Origin of the sequence: Bifidobacterium tissieri (genome assembly GCF_002259645.1) — a bacterium.
Lineage (GTDB): Bacteria > Actinomycetota > Actinomycetes > Actinomycetales > Bifidobacteriaceae > Galliscardovia > Galliscardovia tissieri.
Genome location: NZ_MWWV01000006.1, coordinates 103,217 through 119,380, shown reverse-complemented (window position 1 = coordinate 119,380; position 16,164 = coordinate 103,217). Strand labels below are relative to the sequence as shown.

At 65.6% G+C, this 16,164-nt stretch carries 22 protein-coding genes; 2 read left to right on the top strand and 20 right to left on the bottom strand.

Annotation, left to right across the window (positions count from 1 at the left end):
* Nucleotides 1-53 precede the first annotated feature (53 nt).
* Nucleotides 54-203, bottom strand: coding sequence for a hypothetical protein (locus BTIS_RS11855; RefSeq protein WP_158216852.1), 150 nt, complete (start codon nt 201-203; stop codon nt 54-56).
* On the bottom strand, nt 200-637 hold the full coding sequence (locus tag BTIS_RS05645) for a hypothetical protein (protein ID WP_094663491.1): 438 nt from the start codon (nt 635-637) through the stop codon (nt 200-202). The genes BTIS_RS11855 and BTIS_RS05645 overlap by 4 nt, the downstream gene beginning before the upstream one ends.
* A gap of 96 nt (nt 638-733) precedes the next feature.
* Between BTIS_RS05645 and BTIS_RS05640 the strand changes: the two genes are divergently transcribed.
* Entirely contained in the window at nt 734-1,603 is an 870-nt protein-coding gene (locus tag BTIS_RS05640) for a tyrosine-type recombinase/integrase (protein WP_094663489.1), read from the top strand.
* A 63-nt stretch (nt 1,604-1,666) separates the two neighbouring features.
* Entirely contained in the window at nt 1,667-1,963 is a 297-nt protein-coding gene (locus BTIS_RS05635) for a hypothetical protein (protein ID WP_094663487.1), read from the top strand.
* Here the strand turns inward: BTIS_RS05635 and BTIS_RS05630 are convergent.
* From BTIS_RS05630 to BTIS_RS05545, 18 genes are all read right to left on the bottom strand, one after another.
* A complete protein-coding gene (locus BTIS_RS05630) occupies nt 1,960-2,820 on the bottom strand; it encodes a hypothetical protein (protein WP_094663485.1) in 861 nt (286 codons plus the stop codon). The genes BTIS_RS05635 and BTIS_RS05630 overlap by 4 nt on opposite strands.
* Entirely contained in the window at nt 2,817-3,050 is a 234-nt protein-coding gene (locus BTIS_RS05625; protein WP_094663483.1) for a hypothetical protein, read from the bottom strand. The genes BTIS_RS05630 and BTIS_RS05625 overlap by 4 nt, the downstream gene beginning before the upstream one ends.
* A 14-nt stretch (nt 3,051-3,064) precedes the next feature.
* A complete protein-coding gene (locus BTIS_RS05620) occupies nt 3,065-4,663 on the bottom strand; it encodes a head fiber protein (RefSeq protein WP_094663481.1) in 1,599 nt (532 codons plus the stop codon).
* Complete coding sequence (locus BTIS_RS05615) at nt 4,651-5,511, bottom strand: hypothetical protein (RefSeq protein ID WP_094663479.1); 861 nt, start codon at nt 5,509-5,511, stop codon at nt 4,651-4,653. The genes BTIS_RS05620 and BTIS_RS05615 overlap by 13 nt, the downstream gene beginning before the upstream one ends.
* Nucleotides 5,508-8,855, bottom strand: a complete 3,348-nt coding sequence (locus BTIS_RS05610; RefSeq protein WP_094663477.1) for a phage tail tape measure protein — start codon at nt 8,853-8,855, stop codon at nt 5,508-5,510. Before BTIS_RS05610 ends, BTIS_RS05615 begins: the two co-directional genes overlap by 4 nt.
* Nucleotides 8,846-9,109, bottom strand: a complete 264-nt coding sequence (locus BTIS_RS05605; RefSeq protein ID WP_094663475.1) for a hypothetical protein — start codon at nt 9,107-9,109, stop codon at nt 8,846-8,848. Before BTIS_RS05605 ends, BTIS_RS05610 begins: the two co-directional genes overlap by 10 nt.
* A gap of 149 nt (nt 9,110-9,258) precedes the next feature.
* A complete protein-coding gene (locus BTIS_RS05600) occupies nt 9,259-9,771 on the bottom strand; it encodes an RNA-dependent RNA polymerase family protein (RefSeq protein ID WP_094663473.1) in 513 nt (170 codons plus the stop codon).
* A gap of 30 nt (nt 9,772-9,801) precedes the next feature.
* Nucleotides 9,802-10,200: a hypothetical protein gene (locus BTIS_RS05595; RefSeq protein WP_094663471.1), complete on the bottom strand. Its 399-nt coding sequence runs from the start codon at nt 10,198-10,200 to the stop codon at nt 9,802-9,804.
* Nucleotides 10,152-10,676 carry a hypothetical protein gene (locus BTIS_RS05590; RefSeq protein WP_094663469.1) on the bottom strand — a complete coding sequence of 175 codons (525 nt, stop codon included), beginning with the start codon at nt 10,674-10,676 and terminating at the stop codon, nt 10,152-10,154. Before BTIS_RS05590 ends, BTIS_RS05595 begins: the two co-directional genes overlap by 49 nt.
* 43 nt (nt 10,677-10,719) lie before the next feature.
* Nucleotides 10,720-11,181, bottom strand: a complete 462-nt coding sequence (locus BTIS_RS05585; RefSeq protein WP_094663467.1) for a hypothetical protein — start codon at nt 11,179-11,181, stop codon at nt 10,720-10,722.
* 14 nt (nt 11,182-11,195) lie between these two features.
* Entirely contained in the window at nt 11,196-12,245 is a 1,050-nt protein-coding gene (locus BTIS_RS05580; RefSeq protein WP_094663465.1) for an Ig-like domain-containing protein, read from the bottom strand.
* Complete coding sequence (locus BTIS_RS05575) at nt 12,245-12,772, bottom strand: phage tail tube protein (protein WP_094663463.1); 528 nt, start codon at nt 12,770-12,772, stop codon at nt 12,245-12,247. Before BTIS_RS05575 ends, BTIS_RS05580 begins: the two co-directional genes overlap by 1 nt.
* 46 nt (nt 12,773-12,818) lie before the next feature.
* Nucleotides 12,819-13,193, bottom strand: a complete 375-nt coding sequence (locus BTIS_RS05570; RefSeq protein ID WP_143248884.1) for a hypothetical protein — start codon at nt 13,191-13,193, stop codon at nt 12,819-12,821.
* Between the two features lie 5 nt (nt 13,194-13,198).
* A complete protein-coding gene (locus tag BTIS_RS05565; protein ID WP_094663459.1) occupies nt 13,199-13,570 on the bottom strand; it encodes a hypothetical protein in 372 nt (123 codons plus the stop codon).
* Between the two features lies 1 nt (nt 13,571).
* A complete protein-coding gene (locus BTIS_RS05560; RefSeq protein ID WP_094663457.1) occupies nt 13,572-14,006 on the bottom strand; it encodes a DUF6093 family protein in 435 nt (144 codons plus the stop codon).
* Nucleotides 14,003-14,500 carry a hypothetical protein gene (locus tag BTIS_RS05555; RefSeq protein WP_245819326.1) on the bottom strand — a complete coding sequence of 166 codons (498 nt, stop codon included), beginning with the start codon at nt 14,498-14,500 and terminating at the stop codon, nt 14,003-14,005. The genes BTIS_RS05560 and BTIS_RS05555 overlap by 4 nt, the downstream gene beginning before the upstream one ends.
* A 148-nt stretch (nt 14,501-14,648) precedes the next feature.
* The gene (locus BTIS_RS05550) at nt 14,649-15,593 is read right to left on the bottom strand and encodes a phage major capsid protein (protein WP_094663455.1); all 945 of its coding nucleotides are present in this window, start codon (nt 15,591-15,593) and stop codon (nt 14,649-14,651) included.
* A 9-nt stretch (nt 15,594-15,602) separates the two neighbouring features.
* The gene (locus tag BTIS_RS05545; protein WP_094663453.1) at nt 15,603-16,145 is read right to left on the bottom strand and encodes a hypothetical protein; all 543 of its coding nucleotides are present in this window, start codon (nt 16,143-16,145) and stop codon (nt 15,603-15,605) included.
* Nucleotides 16,146-16,164: the final 19 nt, after the last annotated feature.

Genomic DNA, 16,164 nt, shown 5'->3' with positions numbered 1-16,164 from the left:
TCCGCCCCAGATCGGGGCAATGTGGCCCATCCCCATGACGGGGCGGGCGATGGTCATGGGAGCAGGAACGGAAACGCGAGCAGCAGGGCGAGCCCCCGCAGGAGCACGACCAGCAGCAGCACGCCCACCATGATCGCGGCCATGATGGCGAGGGCAGTGAGCAGGACGACGGCCACCAGTCGGATGATGTCGCGGCCGGTCACCGGTACTCCCAGTCATCGGACGTTTCCCTGCGCACGTAGTCCTGTTTGAGCGCGTCGTACCTGGCGTGGCCCAAACCGTTGCCGCCGAGCGCCAGGTACTCCTTGCCGGCCTCCAGCTGGCGTTCGTGCTGGGTGCGCGTGCTGGTGTGGGCGAACATCTCGATGCGGAGCACGTCCAGGCGGATGGCGCGACGGTCGCGGTCCGCCTCGTCCAGCCGGGCGAAATCCCGGTCCAGCTTGGCCTCGAGCGAGACGATCACCGGCGAGGACGCCAGGGCGCGGTCGAGCTCGTCACGGGTGATGGTCATGTCATGCCGGTCCAGATGCCGGTCGATGCGGCGCAGGATCCACGCCATGACACCGCCCGAACCGACCGACGCGACGATGAGCGCGGTCCAGAACTCCGGCGACGCGAACAAACCGGGAAACAGCATGCGAATCCTCTCTGATTGGATTACCTAGGAAAATCCCATACGCTCCACCCGTGCGGAACGGCCGCCGGGCGTGTGGGAATCCAGGATTGGAAAACTATGTTGCTGGACGAGTTTTGGACGACACGATTCCTGCCCTACTGCACGGCAACGCTCCGTGAATGCACTGTGATCGGCTATGAGAGCGCATGGAGGCTGCACGTCGCACCCACACTAGGTGGCATGAGCATGGAGGACATCACCGTGGACACGGTCGACGAGTGGATCGCCGGCCTGTCCTCGGCAGGCGTCGCCCGCAAGGCGTGGACGCTGCTGCGCGCCATGCTGCGTCGCGCGATCCGCTGGGGCCTGCTGGACGTGGACATCACTCGCAGGCAGATCCGCCTGCCGCAGAGCAGACGGTACGAGCCCCTGCTACTCACTCTCCGTCAGCAGCGCATCCAACTGCGCGGATTCTACGATGCGCCATTGGAGGCGTGGCTCATCTGCGCGTCCACCTGCGGGCTCCGCACGGAAGAGGGATACGGGCTGGAATGGAGTGACGTGGATCTGCGCGCCGGCATCCTGCGAGTGGAACGTGGCGTGCAATGGGTCAGCGGACGGGTGATCGTCGTGGATCCGAAAACCTCTCTGTCCCGGCGGACGCTCCCGTTGCCTCGGTTCGCGGTACGCCGCCTGCGGGAGTTGAAGTCGAGATCATCGGGGCGGCTGATCGGCGGGTTGACTCCGCCGCAGGCGGCTCGCGCGTATCGCGCCTACTGTCTGCGGCATGATCTGCCGTATGTGCCGCCGCGCAACCTGAGGCATTCGTGGGCGACGAACGCGCTGGCATCGGGAGCGGATATCGCGGTCGTGTCGAAGATGCTCGGGCACAGTGACATCCAGACCACGGCCCGCTACTATCTCAAACCCGATCTCACCGCGCTCAGGGACGCGCAACGTCTCTACGAGCGAGCGCTCATCGCGTAGTGGGATTCCCTGACCCAGACGGTCATATGGACCAAGCTTGCAGACAGTTCGGACACGGTCAGCGTGACCGGCACCGTGGTCAACGGGGTCGCGCTCATGCGCGTGTTCTGGATGAATAATGGGTCGTTCATGAGCCCGTCATGGAAGAGAGTCAATCTCGCCCGGATGGTGAATTTCAAAACCAACGGGGAGGGCTACGATTTCATTTGCGCGGAGAACACCGGCTCGGACGTAGCCGGCAGCGGCATCATCGGAGTGCAGAATCAGGACATCTACTGGCAGCATACCGGCGGCCAGTATGAGATCCCGAAACAGCAGTGGCATCAGGCCGCACTCATTTTCCCCGTTCTCCGCGTCTAGGTGCGTTCCACGGGGAAGACCATGGAGCAGTTGTGCCACGCGTTCTCCGGCACCTGCCAGCCTCCTGACGGCATCCAGTTGATCCACTCGTCCGCGCACTGGATGAACGCCTTGCTGACATGATCCCAGTCGACGTTCTCCGAACACACCTGAATAGCCTCCCGCGTGGCCCTCCACCCGACCATGCGAGCAAGGCGGGTCTTCGCCCACCCGTCCGAATAAAACGATCCGGCGTTGACCCATCGGAGGGTAACCATGGCCAGATGGCCCTGATCGGAGGAGAACACCTGCCCGCCGATCGCCATCGGATCGGACACCGTGGTGGTGCCAGACCTATCAAACGTGATGCGCTGGGTCAGGGAATCCCACACACTTGCGAGCGAGTCCAATGTGCGGAACAGTTTGACCGGGGTGCCGAGGGTGATGCCGTTGAGAGGGAGTCGGTAGAGCGGCATGTCGTGCACTGTGGTCGATCCCAGTAGTGTGCTCGCCTTATTGTATGAGGGATCCGCCGGCGTCCCCGTGGTGGGCGTGCCCTTGATGCACACGAGGCTTGCCTTCTCGATGTCGCCGGTCTTGGTATATCGCAGGCAGACGAGGTCGTTGCGTTTCTGCCCCTGCGTGCCGGACTGGATGGTGACGGTCTCCGCGGCGGTGACGTGTGCTGCGCCCCCGTTGAGCATGGCCATGCCGGTATCGATCACGACATGGTTGGAGTCCTGCACGCTGATGGCCAGTTCGTTGCGCAGTCGCATCACGTAGTCGTCCAGGCCGATGATGCTTGCGTTGATGCTTCGCCAGTCGTTGCCGTCGATATGGTCCGTTCCGGCCTTGCCTGTGATGAAGTCGATAGTCATACGGTCTTTCCTTCCTCGAGGAACTTCTCGAACTCGCCGGTCTGCTGTTTGAGGAGACTCTGGTAGACAGTCCAGCAGGTGCCACACAGCACGTACGGCGCAGTCGTGCTGCCCGTGGTGACGCGTGTCACGTCGTACCAGTCTCGGACCTGCAGGTCCGACGCCTGCAGGAAATCCTTCCGGCCGCACCGATCACACTCGTACGCGGTCAGATCGGTCGTCTTGCCCATGTTCGGGATCCTTTCTATTTGATTCGTTCCCACGTGTACGCGCCCAGTGATGGCAGTTCCTGCCAGGTGCCGCCGAACACGCTGCCCGGATTCTCCCCGGTGGTGTTGCGCACGATGTAGCCGACCGGGAACGTGAGCCCGCCCCCGCTTCCCGTCGTGTGAGCGGTGATGGTCCCGTCATTGGTGATGGTGATGGTGCTGCCGTCGGGTTTGACGCCACCGAGCGTGTCCAGGGTGGCCGCGGGCAGCGTGTAATGGTTCGCGTACGGGCTGATGTCGTCGAGCTTGGTCTTGTCCGAGGCGCTCATCATGCCGTCGGCGTTCTGCGTGGCGGTATCCGCGTACACGGTGGCCGTCGCCTTGTCGTCGCTTCTCCATACGTGGATCGGCGATGTGCCGTTCAGGTTGCGGACGCTCTGGTTGGCAGTGGCGACGGCGTTTGCCGCGGTCTGCTGGGCCTGTCCGATCTGTTCGGCGTATCCGCTGGCCGTCGTGTTGGCCTCCTCGGCCAGCGCCCTTACCGCGTCGAGCTTGGATTGGGTGACCACGGCGTTGATCCTGTTGCCGTTCGTGATCGTGATGCCGTCTCCGGCGACGATGCCGACAGTTCCGCCTCCGCCGCCTCCGCCGCTGCTGGTCTCGGCGCTGCCGGACCATGAGGACTTGGACGTGCTCGTGGATCCGATCTCGTAGTCGACGGACAGCACGCCCGAATCGACCTTGATGATCTTCTTGGTGACGGTGGCGGTCACATCGATGCCGAGTGTCTGATCACGACTGGTGACGGTATCGCCGATGTCGAACTCGATGCCACTGCCGGCTCGCAGGGTGACCGAGATCTCGCCCTGCGTCTGCAGCTCCTTGAGCTTCTTCTCGGTGTCCTCCCTAAGATCGTCGATCTTGGCGCTCGAGTAGTCGTAGATCGCGGTCCGTTCGTCCAATCCGAACAGGGATTGGGTCTGGCTGACCTTGCCGGTTCTGTCGGCGTACCAGTGGGTGACCGCGCGGTCGCGCAGCTCCCCCTCGCCCAGGCCGATGAGGTGGTTGATCGGCCGGTGGTCGCGGGTGCTGTCGAACTCGAGCAGGTCGGAGTCGATCGTGTCCCCGTATGTGGCGCGTGGCAGGGCGCTGGCCATGACGGTGCCTTCCGCCCACATGAGATGGAGTTTCGCGCCGACGCTGGCGAGCATGGCGCGGATGCCGGTGTAGGCGTCGACATACCGTTCGAACCGGTAGGAGTTGATCGTGATGTCCGTTTTCGGGGAGACCCCCTCGAACAGGTCCTGCAGTCCCATGCGGGCGAACAGCTGGTTGAGGATGGTCGCCGCGGTCCCGTTGACGGTCAGGTAGTCCTGGCCTGTGTCGGGGGCGAGGATCTTGCCGGCGAGGATGCCATGCCATGTACGGCCCCTCGCGGACCCGTCCGACGAGCGTTGTTCGATGATCCCGCCGTATTCGGTGCCGTCGATGCCGATGAACGCGCCAGCGTCGGGCAGGAACGGGGCGAGCAGCTCGAAATCGTTCTCCTCGTCCCCGTACGCGAGGTCGAGATTGAACGAGTCGATGGCCGCAATGGGCGTGTGCCGCTGGTCGGTGACGATCAGTTCGACCATGGGGGCACGCTCCTTTCCTCCACGACGGTCAGATCGAAACCGAAGCTGTTGGACCAGCTCAGCGCGCTCGTGCCGGCGGGGATGCGTTCGAAGATGTATTCGCCGCTGCCTTGCCCGGTGCCGCGACGCGCCTTGTCGAGCACGTTGGCGCGGTTGCCGTTCTGGTCGACGAGCAGCACCTGCTTCTCGTTGTCGATCGCGTCGATGAGCAGGTATCCGCCAGCGGGGATGGTCACGTCGATCTGGTGGGTGTTCCCGCCGATCACGATCGACGGGTTGGTGGCCGGGCCGAATATGGTCATCCGCCATGGGCGTGGCAGCAGGCTCGTGTTGACGAGCGTGTCGATCTTCGCGCCGCCGGCGAGGTCGAACGGCATGTCGGTGGGCAGGTCGAGATCGGCGGCACCTCCCGACGTGGATGCGGGCCAGTAGTGGAGCGTGTCCATGTCGTGTCGCCACACGCCGTCCAGCAGGAGGAACGTGATGTCGCATTGGGCGAACCCGTGGAACGTGATCGACGGTTTGACTCGTGGGACGAGGCATTTCTGCGTCCATCCGTCCACCGTGAGCGTGCCGGCGGTGCGTCTGCCCTGCCCGTTGTCGAGTCCCGCGAGGTCGGCGTCGAACACCATGACCGCCCGGTCGAGCGCCTCGAGGCTGGGGCAGTTGGCCGTGGCCTCGGCCTCCCGCGCCTCCCGGATCGCGGACGTGACGGTCCGATAATCGGTGTCCACGTTCCATCCGGTCGTGCGCAGGTCGCGGATCTGCCCGATCATGATGGACTCGGGGTCGGCCAGGTCGACCGTCGTGGTCGGGTCCACGCCGCTCGTATAGGTGAATGTTCTCATCGCTGGGCCCTCCATGTGAGCCGGTTGAAGTCGCGTTCCCCCAGTCGTGGCGCGTATGTGCTGATCGTTGGGCCGAGGTCGCGGCGCAGCCGGTCGATCGCGTCGATGATCTGCCGGCTTGTCTCGACCGTCTGCGGATTGTCGGTCAGGATCGTTGGCGCGACCGTGTATTTCACGCCGGAGTCGGGATTCCATCGCATGCCGTTGATCGCGTCCATCGCGGCGACCCCGTAATGGTCGACGGCGCGCGCCTGGATCATGTACTCGCCGCGGGATGCAAGGATCAGGTTGCTGTCGCTGATCTTGCTGCCGATCCCGCGTACGAGCCCCTGATAGCCGCCGTCCGCGTACCGGGGGATGCGGCCGCCGGTCGCGTATCCGATGATGCCGCCATGCGCCTTGCCTTCCGACGCGCTCACGTTGACGGAGAACACGCGGTTGAGGATCCCGTTGACGCTGCCCCAGAAGCTGCTCGTGTCGGCTCCGACCTTGACGGTCTTGTCGCCGATCTTGGTGTCCTCCACGGCCTTCTTCTTGGCCATGAAGTCCCCGTTGTTGCCGCTGATCACACCGGTCTTCGGGTCGATCTTCCACCCGTTGGCCTGGGCGACCTTGTTGAGCAGGTCGGAGCCGTCGCCGAGCAGCTTGCCGGTCTTCTCGTCGATCCTCGCGCCGTTGGCCAGGGCGAGGGCGATGTCGTACTGGCTTTTGTCCATGGTCAGGGCGCCGGTCTTCTCGTCGACGGACAGCCCGTTGACGAACGCGATCGCGTTGATCGCCTCGGTGTTGTCGCCTCCGATCCGGACTGTCCCGTCGGGCAGGGTCTCGACGGTGATGCCGAGCTCCTGCAGTCGCCCCTCGGCCTCGCCGGTGTTCGCGTTGACGTTGAGGTTGACGTCGTCGGGCACGAGACCGGCCGCTTCGGCCAGCTCACGGAACTTCTCGGACGTCAGGCCTGCGGCGGACGCGGCCGCATCGGCGGCCTCCGGTGTCATGCCCATGGCCCTCGCGGCCTCGATATACCGGTTGCGCGCGTCGTCGAGCGTGGCGTTGATGTCGTCCATGCTGGCGCCGTTCTCGGCCTGCGCCTGAGCCGCCTTCAACGCGCTGGACGCGACGTCGTTGAGCGCGCTCTGGTTGTTGCGCCCCTTCTCGGTGTTGAGATCGAGGGTCGCGCCGTTCTCGCGCGCGGCCTCGGTGGCCTTGTCGAACGCGGAGTGCATGGCGATGAGCGCGTCCGACGCGTTCAGGCTGAACCCGTAGTAGGTTTCCATCGCACTGATGACCTCGCCCCACGCGCCGGCCGTCTCGCTGACCGCATCCTTGGTCGCGCCCATCGCGTCGGTGAGCAGGCTTTCCGCGTCGGCGGTCTCGGCCGCGCTGCCGGCGAGCTGGGATTGCGCGTCGGCCGCACTCCCCGCCGCCGCGGCTCCCTCCCCGTTGGTCGCGTTGAGAGCGTCGGTCGCGCTCTTGGCCTCGGCCGCACCCTCGGTCGCGGTCCCGTACGCCTCACTCAGCTCGTTAAGACTGTTCCGGATCTTGTTGGCGGCGGGGGTCATGCTCGTGTCCCCACCGTCCTTGTTCATGTTCTTCAGGGCCTCGTTGACCTCGTCGATCGCCGTCTTGGACCCCTGGGCGGCGCGCACGAACGTTTCCATGCTGATGCCGGCCTTGTCGAGCAGGTCGCTCATGTTGGAGCTGCCGGTCTGCATCCGGTCGAGCCAGTTGAAATCGATCTGCTGGGTCATGTGGACCATCTGCTCGCCCACGTCCGCGGACGACTCGATCGCATTCTGCAGCTGTTCGGCGTCCTGCCTGGCCTTCCGCGCCTTCGCGGCCCACTGGGTGAGCGCGACGCCGGCGACGGTCAGGGCGATGCCCCACGGGCCGCCGAGCATGCTGACGATACCGCCGCCAATGTTTTTCAGCCCACCCATCGCCGCCTGCGCACGGCCCGCGGAACCGGACAGGCTCTGGATGCCCGTACCGGCGCCAGTGGCCGCGCCGACCAACTGCCGGAACCCGTCCGACAATTGTGGTGCCGCCGTGCTCAACCGTTGCACGGGGTCGAGCAGCAGGCCCATGCTGCGGCCGGTCTGGCTGGTGGACGTGGCGAGCCCGCCGAACATCTGATGCAGTCCGGCGGTCGCGCCGACCATCAGGCCGAACATGATCGTGCCCTGCTGGACCGGCGCGGGCAGGTCGGAGAACGCGTCGACGAGCATATCCAGCGTCTGGACAGTGTCCCTCAATACGCCGTCCGCGCCCGAGCCGATGGTGATGAGCATGGACTCGACCGAACCGCTCAGATTTTCGAGATCGCCCTTGAGATTGTCGTTCTTGGCCGCGGCCTGTTCTGCCGCATACCCGGAGTCGGCCACCGCGTCGGTCCACTCCTGGATGCCGTCCGCGCCCTCGTTGTACAGGACGTTCGCGGCGCGGATCGCATCCGACCCGAAGATCGTGGCCAGCGCCTGGTTGCGCTGCTCCTGCGACAATCCACCCAACTGGGTCTGGAGCTGGCCGGCAAGCGCGCCCAGACCAATGAAGTTGCCCTGGGCGTCGTATGCGTTGATGCCGAGCTCCTGCATGAGCGCGGCGGCCTTGTCGGATGGGTTGGCGAGGCTGATGAGCATGGTTTTCAGTGAGGTTCCGGCGTCGGATCCGATCATGCCTGCGTTGGCGAACGCGGTGAGCGTGCCGACGGTCTCCTCCATGCCGATGCCGAAGCTGTTGGCGACCATGCCGGACTGTTGCAATGCGTATCCGAGGTCGCGGGCGGAGCCCTGCGCCTTGCCGGCTCCGGCGGCGAGGGCGTCGGCCACGCGGCCCGCGTCCGTGCCGGTGAGGTTGAACTGGGCCATGGCCGAGCTCATGAGTTCGGCGGCCTCGGCTACCTGCATGCCGTCGGACGCTGCGAGGTTCAGTGCGCCGGTGAGTCCGCCGGAGAGGATGTCGCTGGTGCTCATGCCGGCCTTGCCGAGCTCGTTGATCGCGTCGGCGGCTTCGGATGCGCTGTACACGGTGTTGGCTCCGGCGTCGATGGCGGCCTGACGGAGCGCGTCCATTTCACGGGCGCTGGCTCCTGTGTTGGCCTGCACCGTGCTCATGGCGGCGTCGAACTGGGCGAACGTGGTGATCGCGGCCACGCCGATCGCCGCGCTGACCGCGCCGATCGCCAATCCGGCCTTGGTCGCTCCGGCGGCGAGCCGCTCCTGCGTGCTCATCGGCTTCTCGAGTGCGTCGCCGAACGCGCTGGCCTGCTTGGATGCGGCCGCCATCCGGGTCGTGTAGTTGCTCGTGTCGGCCATAAGCCGGATCATGATGTTCTCATTCAACGCCATGATGGCTGATCCTCCTCGAATATGTCCGGTGGTGGAGCGGTCAGTCCGACGGTGATCGCTCCCTCGGCGAGCGGGTCCGCCTGCCCGGATCCGCGATACTCGTCGAGAGCACGGTTACGCTCGTACCTGGCGAAGCACACTTCCACCCGGCCTTTCGCCCTCATGCTTTGGAATCGGGTTTCGTCATGGCAGATACGGCTGTCCATGCCGCATACCGGGCACAGTCTGGCTTCGTATGCCTGCAGTGCGAGCATCCATGCGCGCTCTCTGTCGTCCCATTCAGTCGGGTCGTCCGGTGTGGAGATCCATCCTTCGAATCGTTTGAGGCTGATGCCCAGTGATTTCGCGCAGCGGAGCCGGGCGAGTAGTTCGGGATTGTTGCCGAGCTGCTCGGAGAGGTGGGTTATGCGGTCAGGCGCGTCACGTCTTTTGGGAGGCTGACGGCGGGTGAGTTCAGCGTCTGGATGGTCTGCAGCAGTTCGTACGACTGGGTGTCGGCGAGGGATTCGAGCAACGTGTTGAGGTCAGTGTCGCTCATGGTGATGGGAACGCCGGTATGGTTGAGGACGCCCTCCACCATGCTTGGGACGGCGAGACGCAGGAGCTTGTTGCCGTCCTTGACGGGCTTGCCGTCGACGGTGCGCGTGCACTGCAGGATGTACTGGTTCCATTCCGAGGAGCGGAGGCCGCGCAGACGGATGGTGATGGTGCTCTCGCGCACCTTGTCGACGAGGTCTCGTAACTGGCTGGTGATCCGGTCGCGTTCCTCGCGTGCGGTGGAGGTTTCGGCCTCGGTCATGCCGCCGGTCTTGTCGAGCTGGCTGATCCTGTCGGCCAGGATGATGGTTTCTCGCAGCGTGTTGAGATCGGTGACGATGTCGTGCGAGCCGATCGGCTGCTGTACGGTCACAGTCATGTGATGTTGCCTCCTCTTGCAGGGGTTGGTTTAGTCGATTTTGACGAGTATGGGGGTGATGGTGCGGCCGATCCCGGATTGGCTGTTGACGTTGATCTGGGCGCGGTACATGCCTGCCGGCAGGCTGGTGGCCGGTGTGCCGGGTTTGATGAGCGCGTCGCCGCTGGGTGCGGGGGCGATTTGCAGGATCAGGTCCCACGAGTTGAGCGATGTCAGGCCGGAGGACCACTCGATGGTGTACCGGCCGGCCTCGAGGGTCAGGAATTGTTCGAACGTAGCCCATGTGGAGAATTCGCCCGATGTGGTGTAGGAGCCGTCCCCGAGCGCGGTGAGGGTGACGCCGTTGCGTGTGCCCGAGGGGATGGCCGGCCAGAGGTTGGCTAGCTCAAGCCCCCCCCCGAGAGGCTTGTGTCGTCGGGCCTCATCCATGTGGTAGCGGTCTCGCCGGGGTTGATCTGCACGCGGATGTCCCCGTCGACCGGGTTGGTGGTGTTGGTCGCGACGCGGAATTCGATCTCGGTCGCCTCGGCCGACAGCGTATGGGTGGGGTCCGAGATCAGGAACGTGGAGAGCACGCCTCCCGTGTTGCGTGACTGCGCGTAGCAGTACACGCCCGCGGGCGCGCTGGCCAGACGGTAGGTGACGGTCTTTCCCCGGACGTCGTCGGGGATAGGGAACCGCCATTTGATGCCCTGATTGGCGGCGGTGGTCTGTCCGCTGACGTGCAGGCTGCCGTCATCGTTCACGCTGACGGTCAGGCCGTTCTCCCGTGCGGGACCGTAGGAGAGCAGATTGCGGGATTGGACGGTGACCGGCACGGTGGTTTTGACGGACGGCACGGTTTTGCTGGTGATGGTCAGGCTGGTGTCGCCCATGGCCAGCCCGGTGACGGTGATGGATCCCATGACGGGGTCTCCTCTCGGATAAGGGAGCCCCTGTCATAGGGGCTCAGGTGGTGATGGTTTCGAGCACGGGCAGGAACGTCACGTCGATCGGCCGGGTCGTGACCGCGAACAGGCGGAACGTGTACTGCCCGGCGGTGACGTCGGCTTCGAGCAGGCCGGCTCTTGTGTCAATCACACCGGTGCCGCTGCCCTTGGGTTCGACCTTGACTCCCACGCCCGAGGGGACTCCCGTCAGACGGATGCGTCCCGCGGGCAGGCTGATCGGTGCGTTCGGCTCGCCCGGACTCGTGCTGGTGCTCGTGCCGGTCATGCGTATGCCGGCGTCGACACGCGTGTAGGTCACGCCGTTGACCGTGACCGGCAGCACGTCCAGGATCGGTGCAGCCCAGTTCTCCAAAACGGTGACCGGCACGCGCGCGGTGACGGTGCCCGCGGTCAGGACCAGGGTCGTCTCACCGGCCGTGACACCGGTGACGCGAATCCCCCCCTTGAGTGTTTCAGCCATGATGAGTTTCCTTTCTAGTCGTCCTCCCGCGTGAGACGGGGGGTGACGTCGGTGTCGATGCTGGTGCCTGCGTTGACGCTGATCTGCGCGTTCTGCCACCATGTGGACGTGTATTCGCGGGTGACGTTCCCGCGGCGCGCGTCCAGCTCGTCGGGGCGGACCCAGAAGCCGATTCCACCGGTGTTGCTGAGCAGGTTCGCGCTGCTGGACTTGAGCGAGTAGGTTCCCGCGCTCATCTGCTTGGCCGTGAACGCGAACCCGGTCCACGCGGTGGCGGTGCCCTTCAGATGGTAGGAGCCGTCCCCGTTCGCGCTCATCGTGACACCGTTGGCCGTCAGAGGCAGTGATGGCGGTGTGGTCAGCAGGTTCTCCCGCTCCACCGTGACGGCCCGTACGGTGAGGGTGAGCGAACCGGTCCTGCCGCCGGCCGTCGCGGTGACGGTGACCGTTCCGGCCTCGACACCGGTCACGAGCCCGGACCGGGAGACCGTGGCCACTGTGGTCGGACTGGCGGACCATGTGACCGTGCGGTCGGTCGCGTCCACGGGCAGGACCGTGGCGGACAACTGCAGCGTGCCGTTGACGTCCAGCGTGGTCACGCCGTCGGGGCTGGCCACGGTGACCGACTGGACGGAGACCGTGGCCGCGGTCACCGTCACTGCGCACGACGCCGTGTATCCTCCCGCGGACGCGGTGATCACGGCCCTGCCAGCGGCGCGCAACGCGACGACACCGTTGCCGGACACCGACGCCACGCCGGTCGCGTCCGACCGCCACGACACCGTCGCATCGTCCGCATCCGACGGGGATACCGTCGCATGGAGCGTGAGCGTGGAACCGGCCACGCCGGAGTACGACGTGCGGTCCAGAGTGATGCCCGTCACCGGTTTCGGACTGGGGTCCGGCGACGGGTCAGATCCCCCCAATACGGCGATCCCGGTGTCCTGGATGCGTGCCGTATACTCCTGGCTGGCCTCCTCGGGGAGGACGGAAACCTCAACAACCCGGCTTTCGCCCACCCGCAGCGTCAGACGATCGGGCGACGCCTGGATTGCTGAGGGCATTATTTTCCCGCGGCGACCACCGCGGTCTCGTCCTGCGAGCTCGGGTCGGCGGCGAACGAGATCGTGCTCATCTGACGCTGGTTCGCCGCGTGGGCGACCGGGGTCTTGATGCCGATCGTCACCGGATAGACGGACACGACCTGGCCGGCCGCGAACGGATCGTCGGTCGGCAGGCCGCGACGGCGCACGATGTATCCCTTCGTGCCCTGCGTGAGGCGCTCCACGGCCGCGTTGTCCTCGGCGGTCTCCCCGTTCTTGATGTTGATGTTGTCGATCACCTGCAGGCTGGTGTCGGTGTATTTCTCCTGTCCTGGAATCTGGCCAACGGCGGCGGCTCCCTCACGGTCGTCGTCGATCATGTCCTGGGAGTGGGTGGCCTTGAACCCGTCGGCGGTCAGCCAGTAGGACAGGTCGAGCGGGTTCGTGGTCAGTTCGGTCACGGTCGGAGCGGACACGTCCTCGATCGTGTCGACGAACACGGTCTTGACGCGGCCGTCCTCGAGATGCGCGGTAATGGTGTTAGGCATTGGATGCCCCTTTCATGGTCTCTGATGGGTTTCTCGCGCATCGGGGCTACTGTCCGACGCGCCAGGTCAGCACGCGCATCACGTATGCGGTGGACGTGCTGGGGTTGGTGAGTTCGCTCGCGTACACGCTGCTGTCCGAGTAGGGGATGAGCGCGCCCATCCGGTCGGGCATCCTCCCGTCGAGCCGGTCGTGCAGCCGGGCGCAGGCGACGTTCACCCCGTCCGGGGTTTCGCCGACGACCCGGATGGTCAGCCTCCACAGGCATCCCGTCGCACGGACGGCCTCGCTCAGCCCGCGGTCGATCTCGTCGAATTGGACGACGATCCACGGTGGGTGCGCGCCCGTGGCCACCCCGTCCGGATAGACGGTCCACCCGGACATGTCGGGCATGAGCGCGAGGACTCGTTGTTTCGCCTCCATGTGGTTCATAATCCTCGCGCGGCCTCCCTCACATACCGGGCCGTGGTATCGAGCTCGTCGATGCCGTGCTCGTAGAACCGGTGGGAGCCACCGCCCTTGGACGTGCCGAAGAACGCGATGTTCGCGAGACCGCCGGCGCCTCCCCTGACGGGGGCGATGTCGGCCTCGCTGATCACGCCCTCTTGCCGCATCTCGTAGGCGATGGGGATGCGGCGGATGCCGCTGTCGGAGGACGCGCGCACGTCCGCCTGGATCGCGGTCTTGATGTTCTGCGCGCCCTTCTTCACGGCGGCCGAGACGAGCGCCTGCCGGCGTTTGGGCGCGGCCGCGAGCCGTGCGGCCAGCTCGGTCACTTCGGACACGTCGATCGTCGGCATGCTAGTCGCCTCCCTTCGGGATCTCCTGCACGTTCCACCGTCTGGCGGTCGCATGCGTCTTTTCGGACTGGCGGTTGACCAGTCGCACGCGATGGCCGACCAGTTCCGGGTCCATGGATTCGACGCATTCGGCCAGATCCTTCTCCCTGACCCCGATGGCGGTCATGGGCAGGTGCAGGACGAGAGGCCATTCGGCGACATTGCCGCCGACGTTGCCGGTCTCCCCGGTGGCGCTCACACGGTCGGATGCGATACCACCAGTCGTCTGCAGCCTGCCCGGCCCCTCCCAGACGGTCTCGACACTGGGTGCACTTGCGCCGGTCTCGGGGTCGATGGTTGTGGATCCCGTGTACCGGGTGATGCGCCACCGGTCGGTCATGAGTGATTCCGCCCACCTGCGCAAACGGTCGAGCCGTGGCGGAGTGAACCCGTTCATGGCAGGATCCTTGCCTGCAGGCAGCCGGGATGATCGTCGTCATCGAACCAGATGCGGCTCATGTCGAGACTATGCGTCTCGCCTCTGGTGGATGCGATGACGCCGATGCCGCCGATCAGCGGGGACTGGTCGGCGACGAGGTCGTCGAGCGTGGCCATTTCACTGGCGGTCAGGTACAGGCCGGCCTCGTCGACCTTCCTGCTGCCGCCGTCCATGGCGTCGTCGATCTGCCGTGACCACGAGGTCTCGCCGCCGGGATTCATATAGAATCGTCCGGCGCAGGCGAGCGTCACGTCCTCGAGATCCTCGGGCAGTGGGTCGAGGAGGCTCCCCGTCTCGTCGACCCAGCTGCGTTTCGTGTAGCGGCGGATCCTGTTGCTCGCGGCGCGCAGGCAGCGTTCCGCGCGTTTCAGGTCGTCGCCGGCGATGGGCTCGCCTAGCCATTCCGACAGGGCGTCCGCCTGGGCAAACGCCGGGAGTCGCTCCACGGTCATGCTTCTCCGATCTCGATGATGCCGGCATCCACTGTTTCCGCGGACACGTCCTGCGGGACACCGTCCGGCAGGACTCGGTAAGACACCGTGGCGGTTTCGCCGACCCTCATGCTGATCGAATCAGGTTCTACCGTGATGCCCGTCGGCGCTAGGCCGCCGCTTTTGGGGTGATGAAACCGGCGGGGAACTGCTTGCCCTTGGCCACGGTGCGGGTCACGGGGTTGGCGACGGCGAATCCGACGCGCATGACCACGCGCAATGCCTTCGCGTCCTGCTGCATGAGGTTGTACACGACCTTGCCGGTGGAGTCGCTGATGACTCCCTGGTCGAACACCTGATAGGTGATGTCCTGGCGGACGCCGATCACGAACTTGGACCAGTCGGCCGCGAGCAGCACCCCCTTCGTGGCATCCCACGCGCCGTTGGCGACCTCGTTGAGCGGGTATCCGTACAGGCTGGCCGGCGTGCCCTGCGCGAGGCTGGGCGTGTAGATCGGCGTGCCCTGCGCGTTACGCAGACCGACGAGCTGCCAGTTGAGGCCCGGCTGGCTGGCGAAGCCGTTGACGGCGAACCCCTGACGGCTCAGGGTCTCGCCGAGCGTGGCGACGTCCTGCGCGAGATCGACGCCCGTGCCCTGGGCGACGGTGTTCTTGGCGGCGGTCGCGCCGGCGAGGATATCGGTGCCCCAAGTGGCGGGCTTGTCGACGCCGAAGATCGCGGCCGCGTCGATCTTCTTGCCGAACGCCTCGGCGATGAGCGGCTTGACGGTCTGCCACAGGTTGATCTTCGCGTCGTCGACCACCGAGTCGGGGATCGGGACGATCACGGCGAGCTCCTCGGCGGTGATCTGCACGTCCTCCCAGCCGGTCTTGCTGGTCTGCTTGAGCGCACCTTCCTGCACCCAGTAGGCGTCGGGCAGGGTCGCGAGCACCGGCTGGGTCTTCTTGCGGCTGCTCATGCTGATGCGCTTGGCTCGGGTGAGCATCACGCTGGACTGGGGGATGGTCTGGATGATCTCCTGTGACACCTCGTCGGGGATGAGGCTGGAGCCCAGATCCCCACGGTTGATCTGGCTGGCGAAATTGTCTGCCATGGGTTCTCCTTACTGGTTGGTCAGTCGGTCGCGCAGCCAGTCCTTGGAGTGTTCGACTGTCGGGTCGATGCCTCCGGTGGGCTTGGCGCGCAACGCGGGGTTGGTGGGGTTCTCACTCGCCGTGGCCTGCGCGGCGATGCGGGCCGCGAGCTTCGCGGCCTTGGCTTTGATCTCGTCGGGGCTTCCCCCGCCGATGAGTTCGAGGTCGTCCTCGGACAGTTGCGGGTGGGCGGCACGTGCCTCGGCCCACGCCTTGGCCATGTCGGCCTCGGCAAGCCTGGCTTTGGCCTCCTCGAGGTCTCGCTGCAGTTTCTCCTGCTCGGACAGCTTCGCGTCCTCGATCTCGCGCAGCTTCGCGGAGTTGGACTCGTTGGACGCCTTGAGCCTCGTGTTGTCCTCGCGCAGATGCTGGATCAGGCTCCATGCCTTCTCCGGGCTGAATTCCTCGCCGTCGCGCTCCCACGGCGGTTTCGGCGCGCCGTCCGTGTCGGGAGTGTTTTCTCCGGTATCGACGGCGTCGGGGTTCTGGTCTTCGATGTTCTCGTCGGCCATGATCGGCTCCTTTCCGCCC

What these genes read in the sequence shown, in the direction of transcription:
- BTIS_RS05575 (WP_094663463.1), bottom strand. Translation starts at nt 12,772, where the DNA reads ATGCCTAACACCATTACCGCGCATCTCGAGGACGGCCGCGTCAAGACC.
- BTIS_RS05555 (WP_245819326.1), bottom strand. Translation starts at nt 14,500, where the DNA reads ATGACCGTGGAGCGACTCCCGGCGTTTGCCCAGGCGGACGCCCTGTCG.
- BTIS_RS05560 (WP_094663457.1), bottom strand. Translation starts at nt 14,006, where the DNA reads ATGAACGGGTTCACTCCGCCACGGCTCGACCGTTTGCGCAGGTGGGCG.
- BTIS_RS05625 (WP_094663483.1), bottom strand. Translation starts at nt 3,050, where the DNA reads ATGGGCAAGACGACCGATCTGACCGCGTACGAGTGTGATCGGTGCGGC.
- BTIS_RS05545 (WP_094663453.1), bottom strand. Translation starts at nt 16,145, where the DNA reads ATGGCCGACGAGAACATCGAAGACCAGAACCCCGACGCCGTCGATACC.
- BTIS_RS05645 (WP_094663491.1), bottom strand. Translation starts at nt 637, where the DNA reads ATGCTGTTTCCCGGTTTGTTCGCGTCGCCGGAGTTCTGGACCGCGCTC.
- BTIS_RS05590 (WP_094663469.1), bottom strand. Translation starts at nt 10,676, where the DNA reads ATGGGATCCATCACCGTCACCGGGCTGGCCATGGGCGACACCAGCCTG.
- BTIS_RS05600 (WP_094663473.1), bottom strand. Translation starts at nt 9,771, where the DNA reads ATGACTGTGACCGTACAGCAGCCGATCGGCTCGCACGACATCGTCACC.
- BTIS_RS05565 (WP_094663459.1), bottom strand. Translation starts at nt 13,570, where the DNA reads ATGCCGACGATCGACGTGTCCGAAGTGACCGAGCTGGCCGCACGGCTC.
- BTIS_RS05580 (WP_094663465.1), bottom strand. Translation starts at nt 12,245, where the DNA reads ATGCCCTCAGCAATCCAGGCGTCGCCCGATCGTCTGACGCTGCGGGTG.
- BTIS_RS05605 (WP_094663475.1), bottom strand. Translation starts at nt 9,109, where the DNA reads ATGCTCGCACTGCAGGCATACGAAGCCAGACTGTGCCCGGTATGCGGC.
- BTIS_RS05585 (WP_094663467.1), bottom strand. Translation starts at nt 11,181, where the DNA reads ATGGCTGAAACACTCAAGGGGGGGATTCGCGTCACCGGTGTCACGGCC.
- BTIS_RS05595 (WP_094663471.1), bottom strand. Translation starts at nt 10,200, where the DNA reads ATGGATGAGGCCCGACGACACAAGCCTCTCGGGGGGGGGCTTGAGCTA.
- BTIS_RS05570 (WP_143248884.1), bottom strand. Translation starts at nt 13,193, where the DNA reads ATGGAGGCGAAACAACGAGTCCTCGCGCTCATGCCCGACATGTCCGGG.
- BTIS_RS05550 (WP_094663455.1), bottom strand. Translation starts at nt 15,593, where the DNA reads ATGGCAGACAATTTCGCCAGCCAGATCAACCGTGGGGATCTGGGCTCC.
- BTIS_RS05610 (WP_094663477.1), bottom strand. Translation starts at nt 8,855, where the DNA reads ATGGCGTTGAATGAGAACATCATGATCCGGCTTATGGCCGACACGAGC.
- BTIS_RS05630 (WP_094663485.1), bottom strand. Translation starts at nt 2,820, where the DNA reads ATGACTATCGACTTCATCACAGGCAAGGCCGGAACGGACCATATCGAC.
- BTIS_RS05620 (WP_094663481.1), bottom strand. Translation starts at nt 4,663, where the DNA reads ATGGTCGAACTGATCGTCACCGACCAGCGGCACACGCCCATTGCGGCC.
- BTIS_RS05615 (WP_094663479.1), bottom strand. Translation starts at nt 5,511, where the DNA reads ATGAGAACATTCACCTATACGAGCGGCGTGGACCCGACCACGACGGTC.
- BTIS_RS05640 (WP_094663489.1), top strand. Translation starts at nt 734, where the DNA reads ATGTTGCTGGACGAGTTTTGGACGACACGATTCCTGCCCTACTGCACG.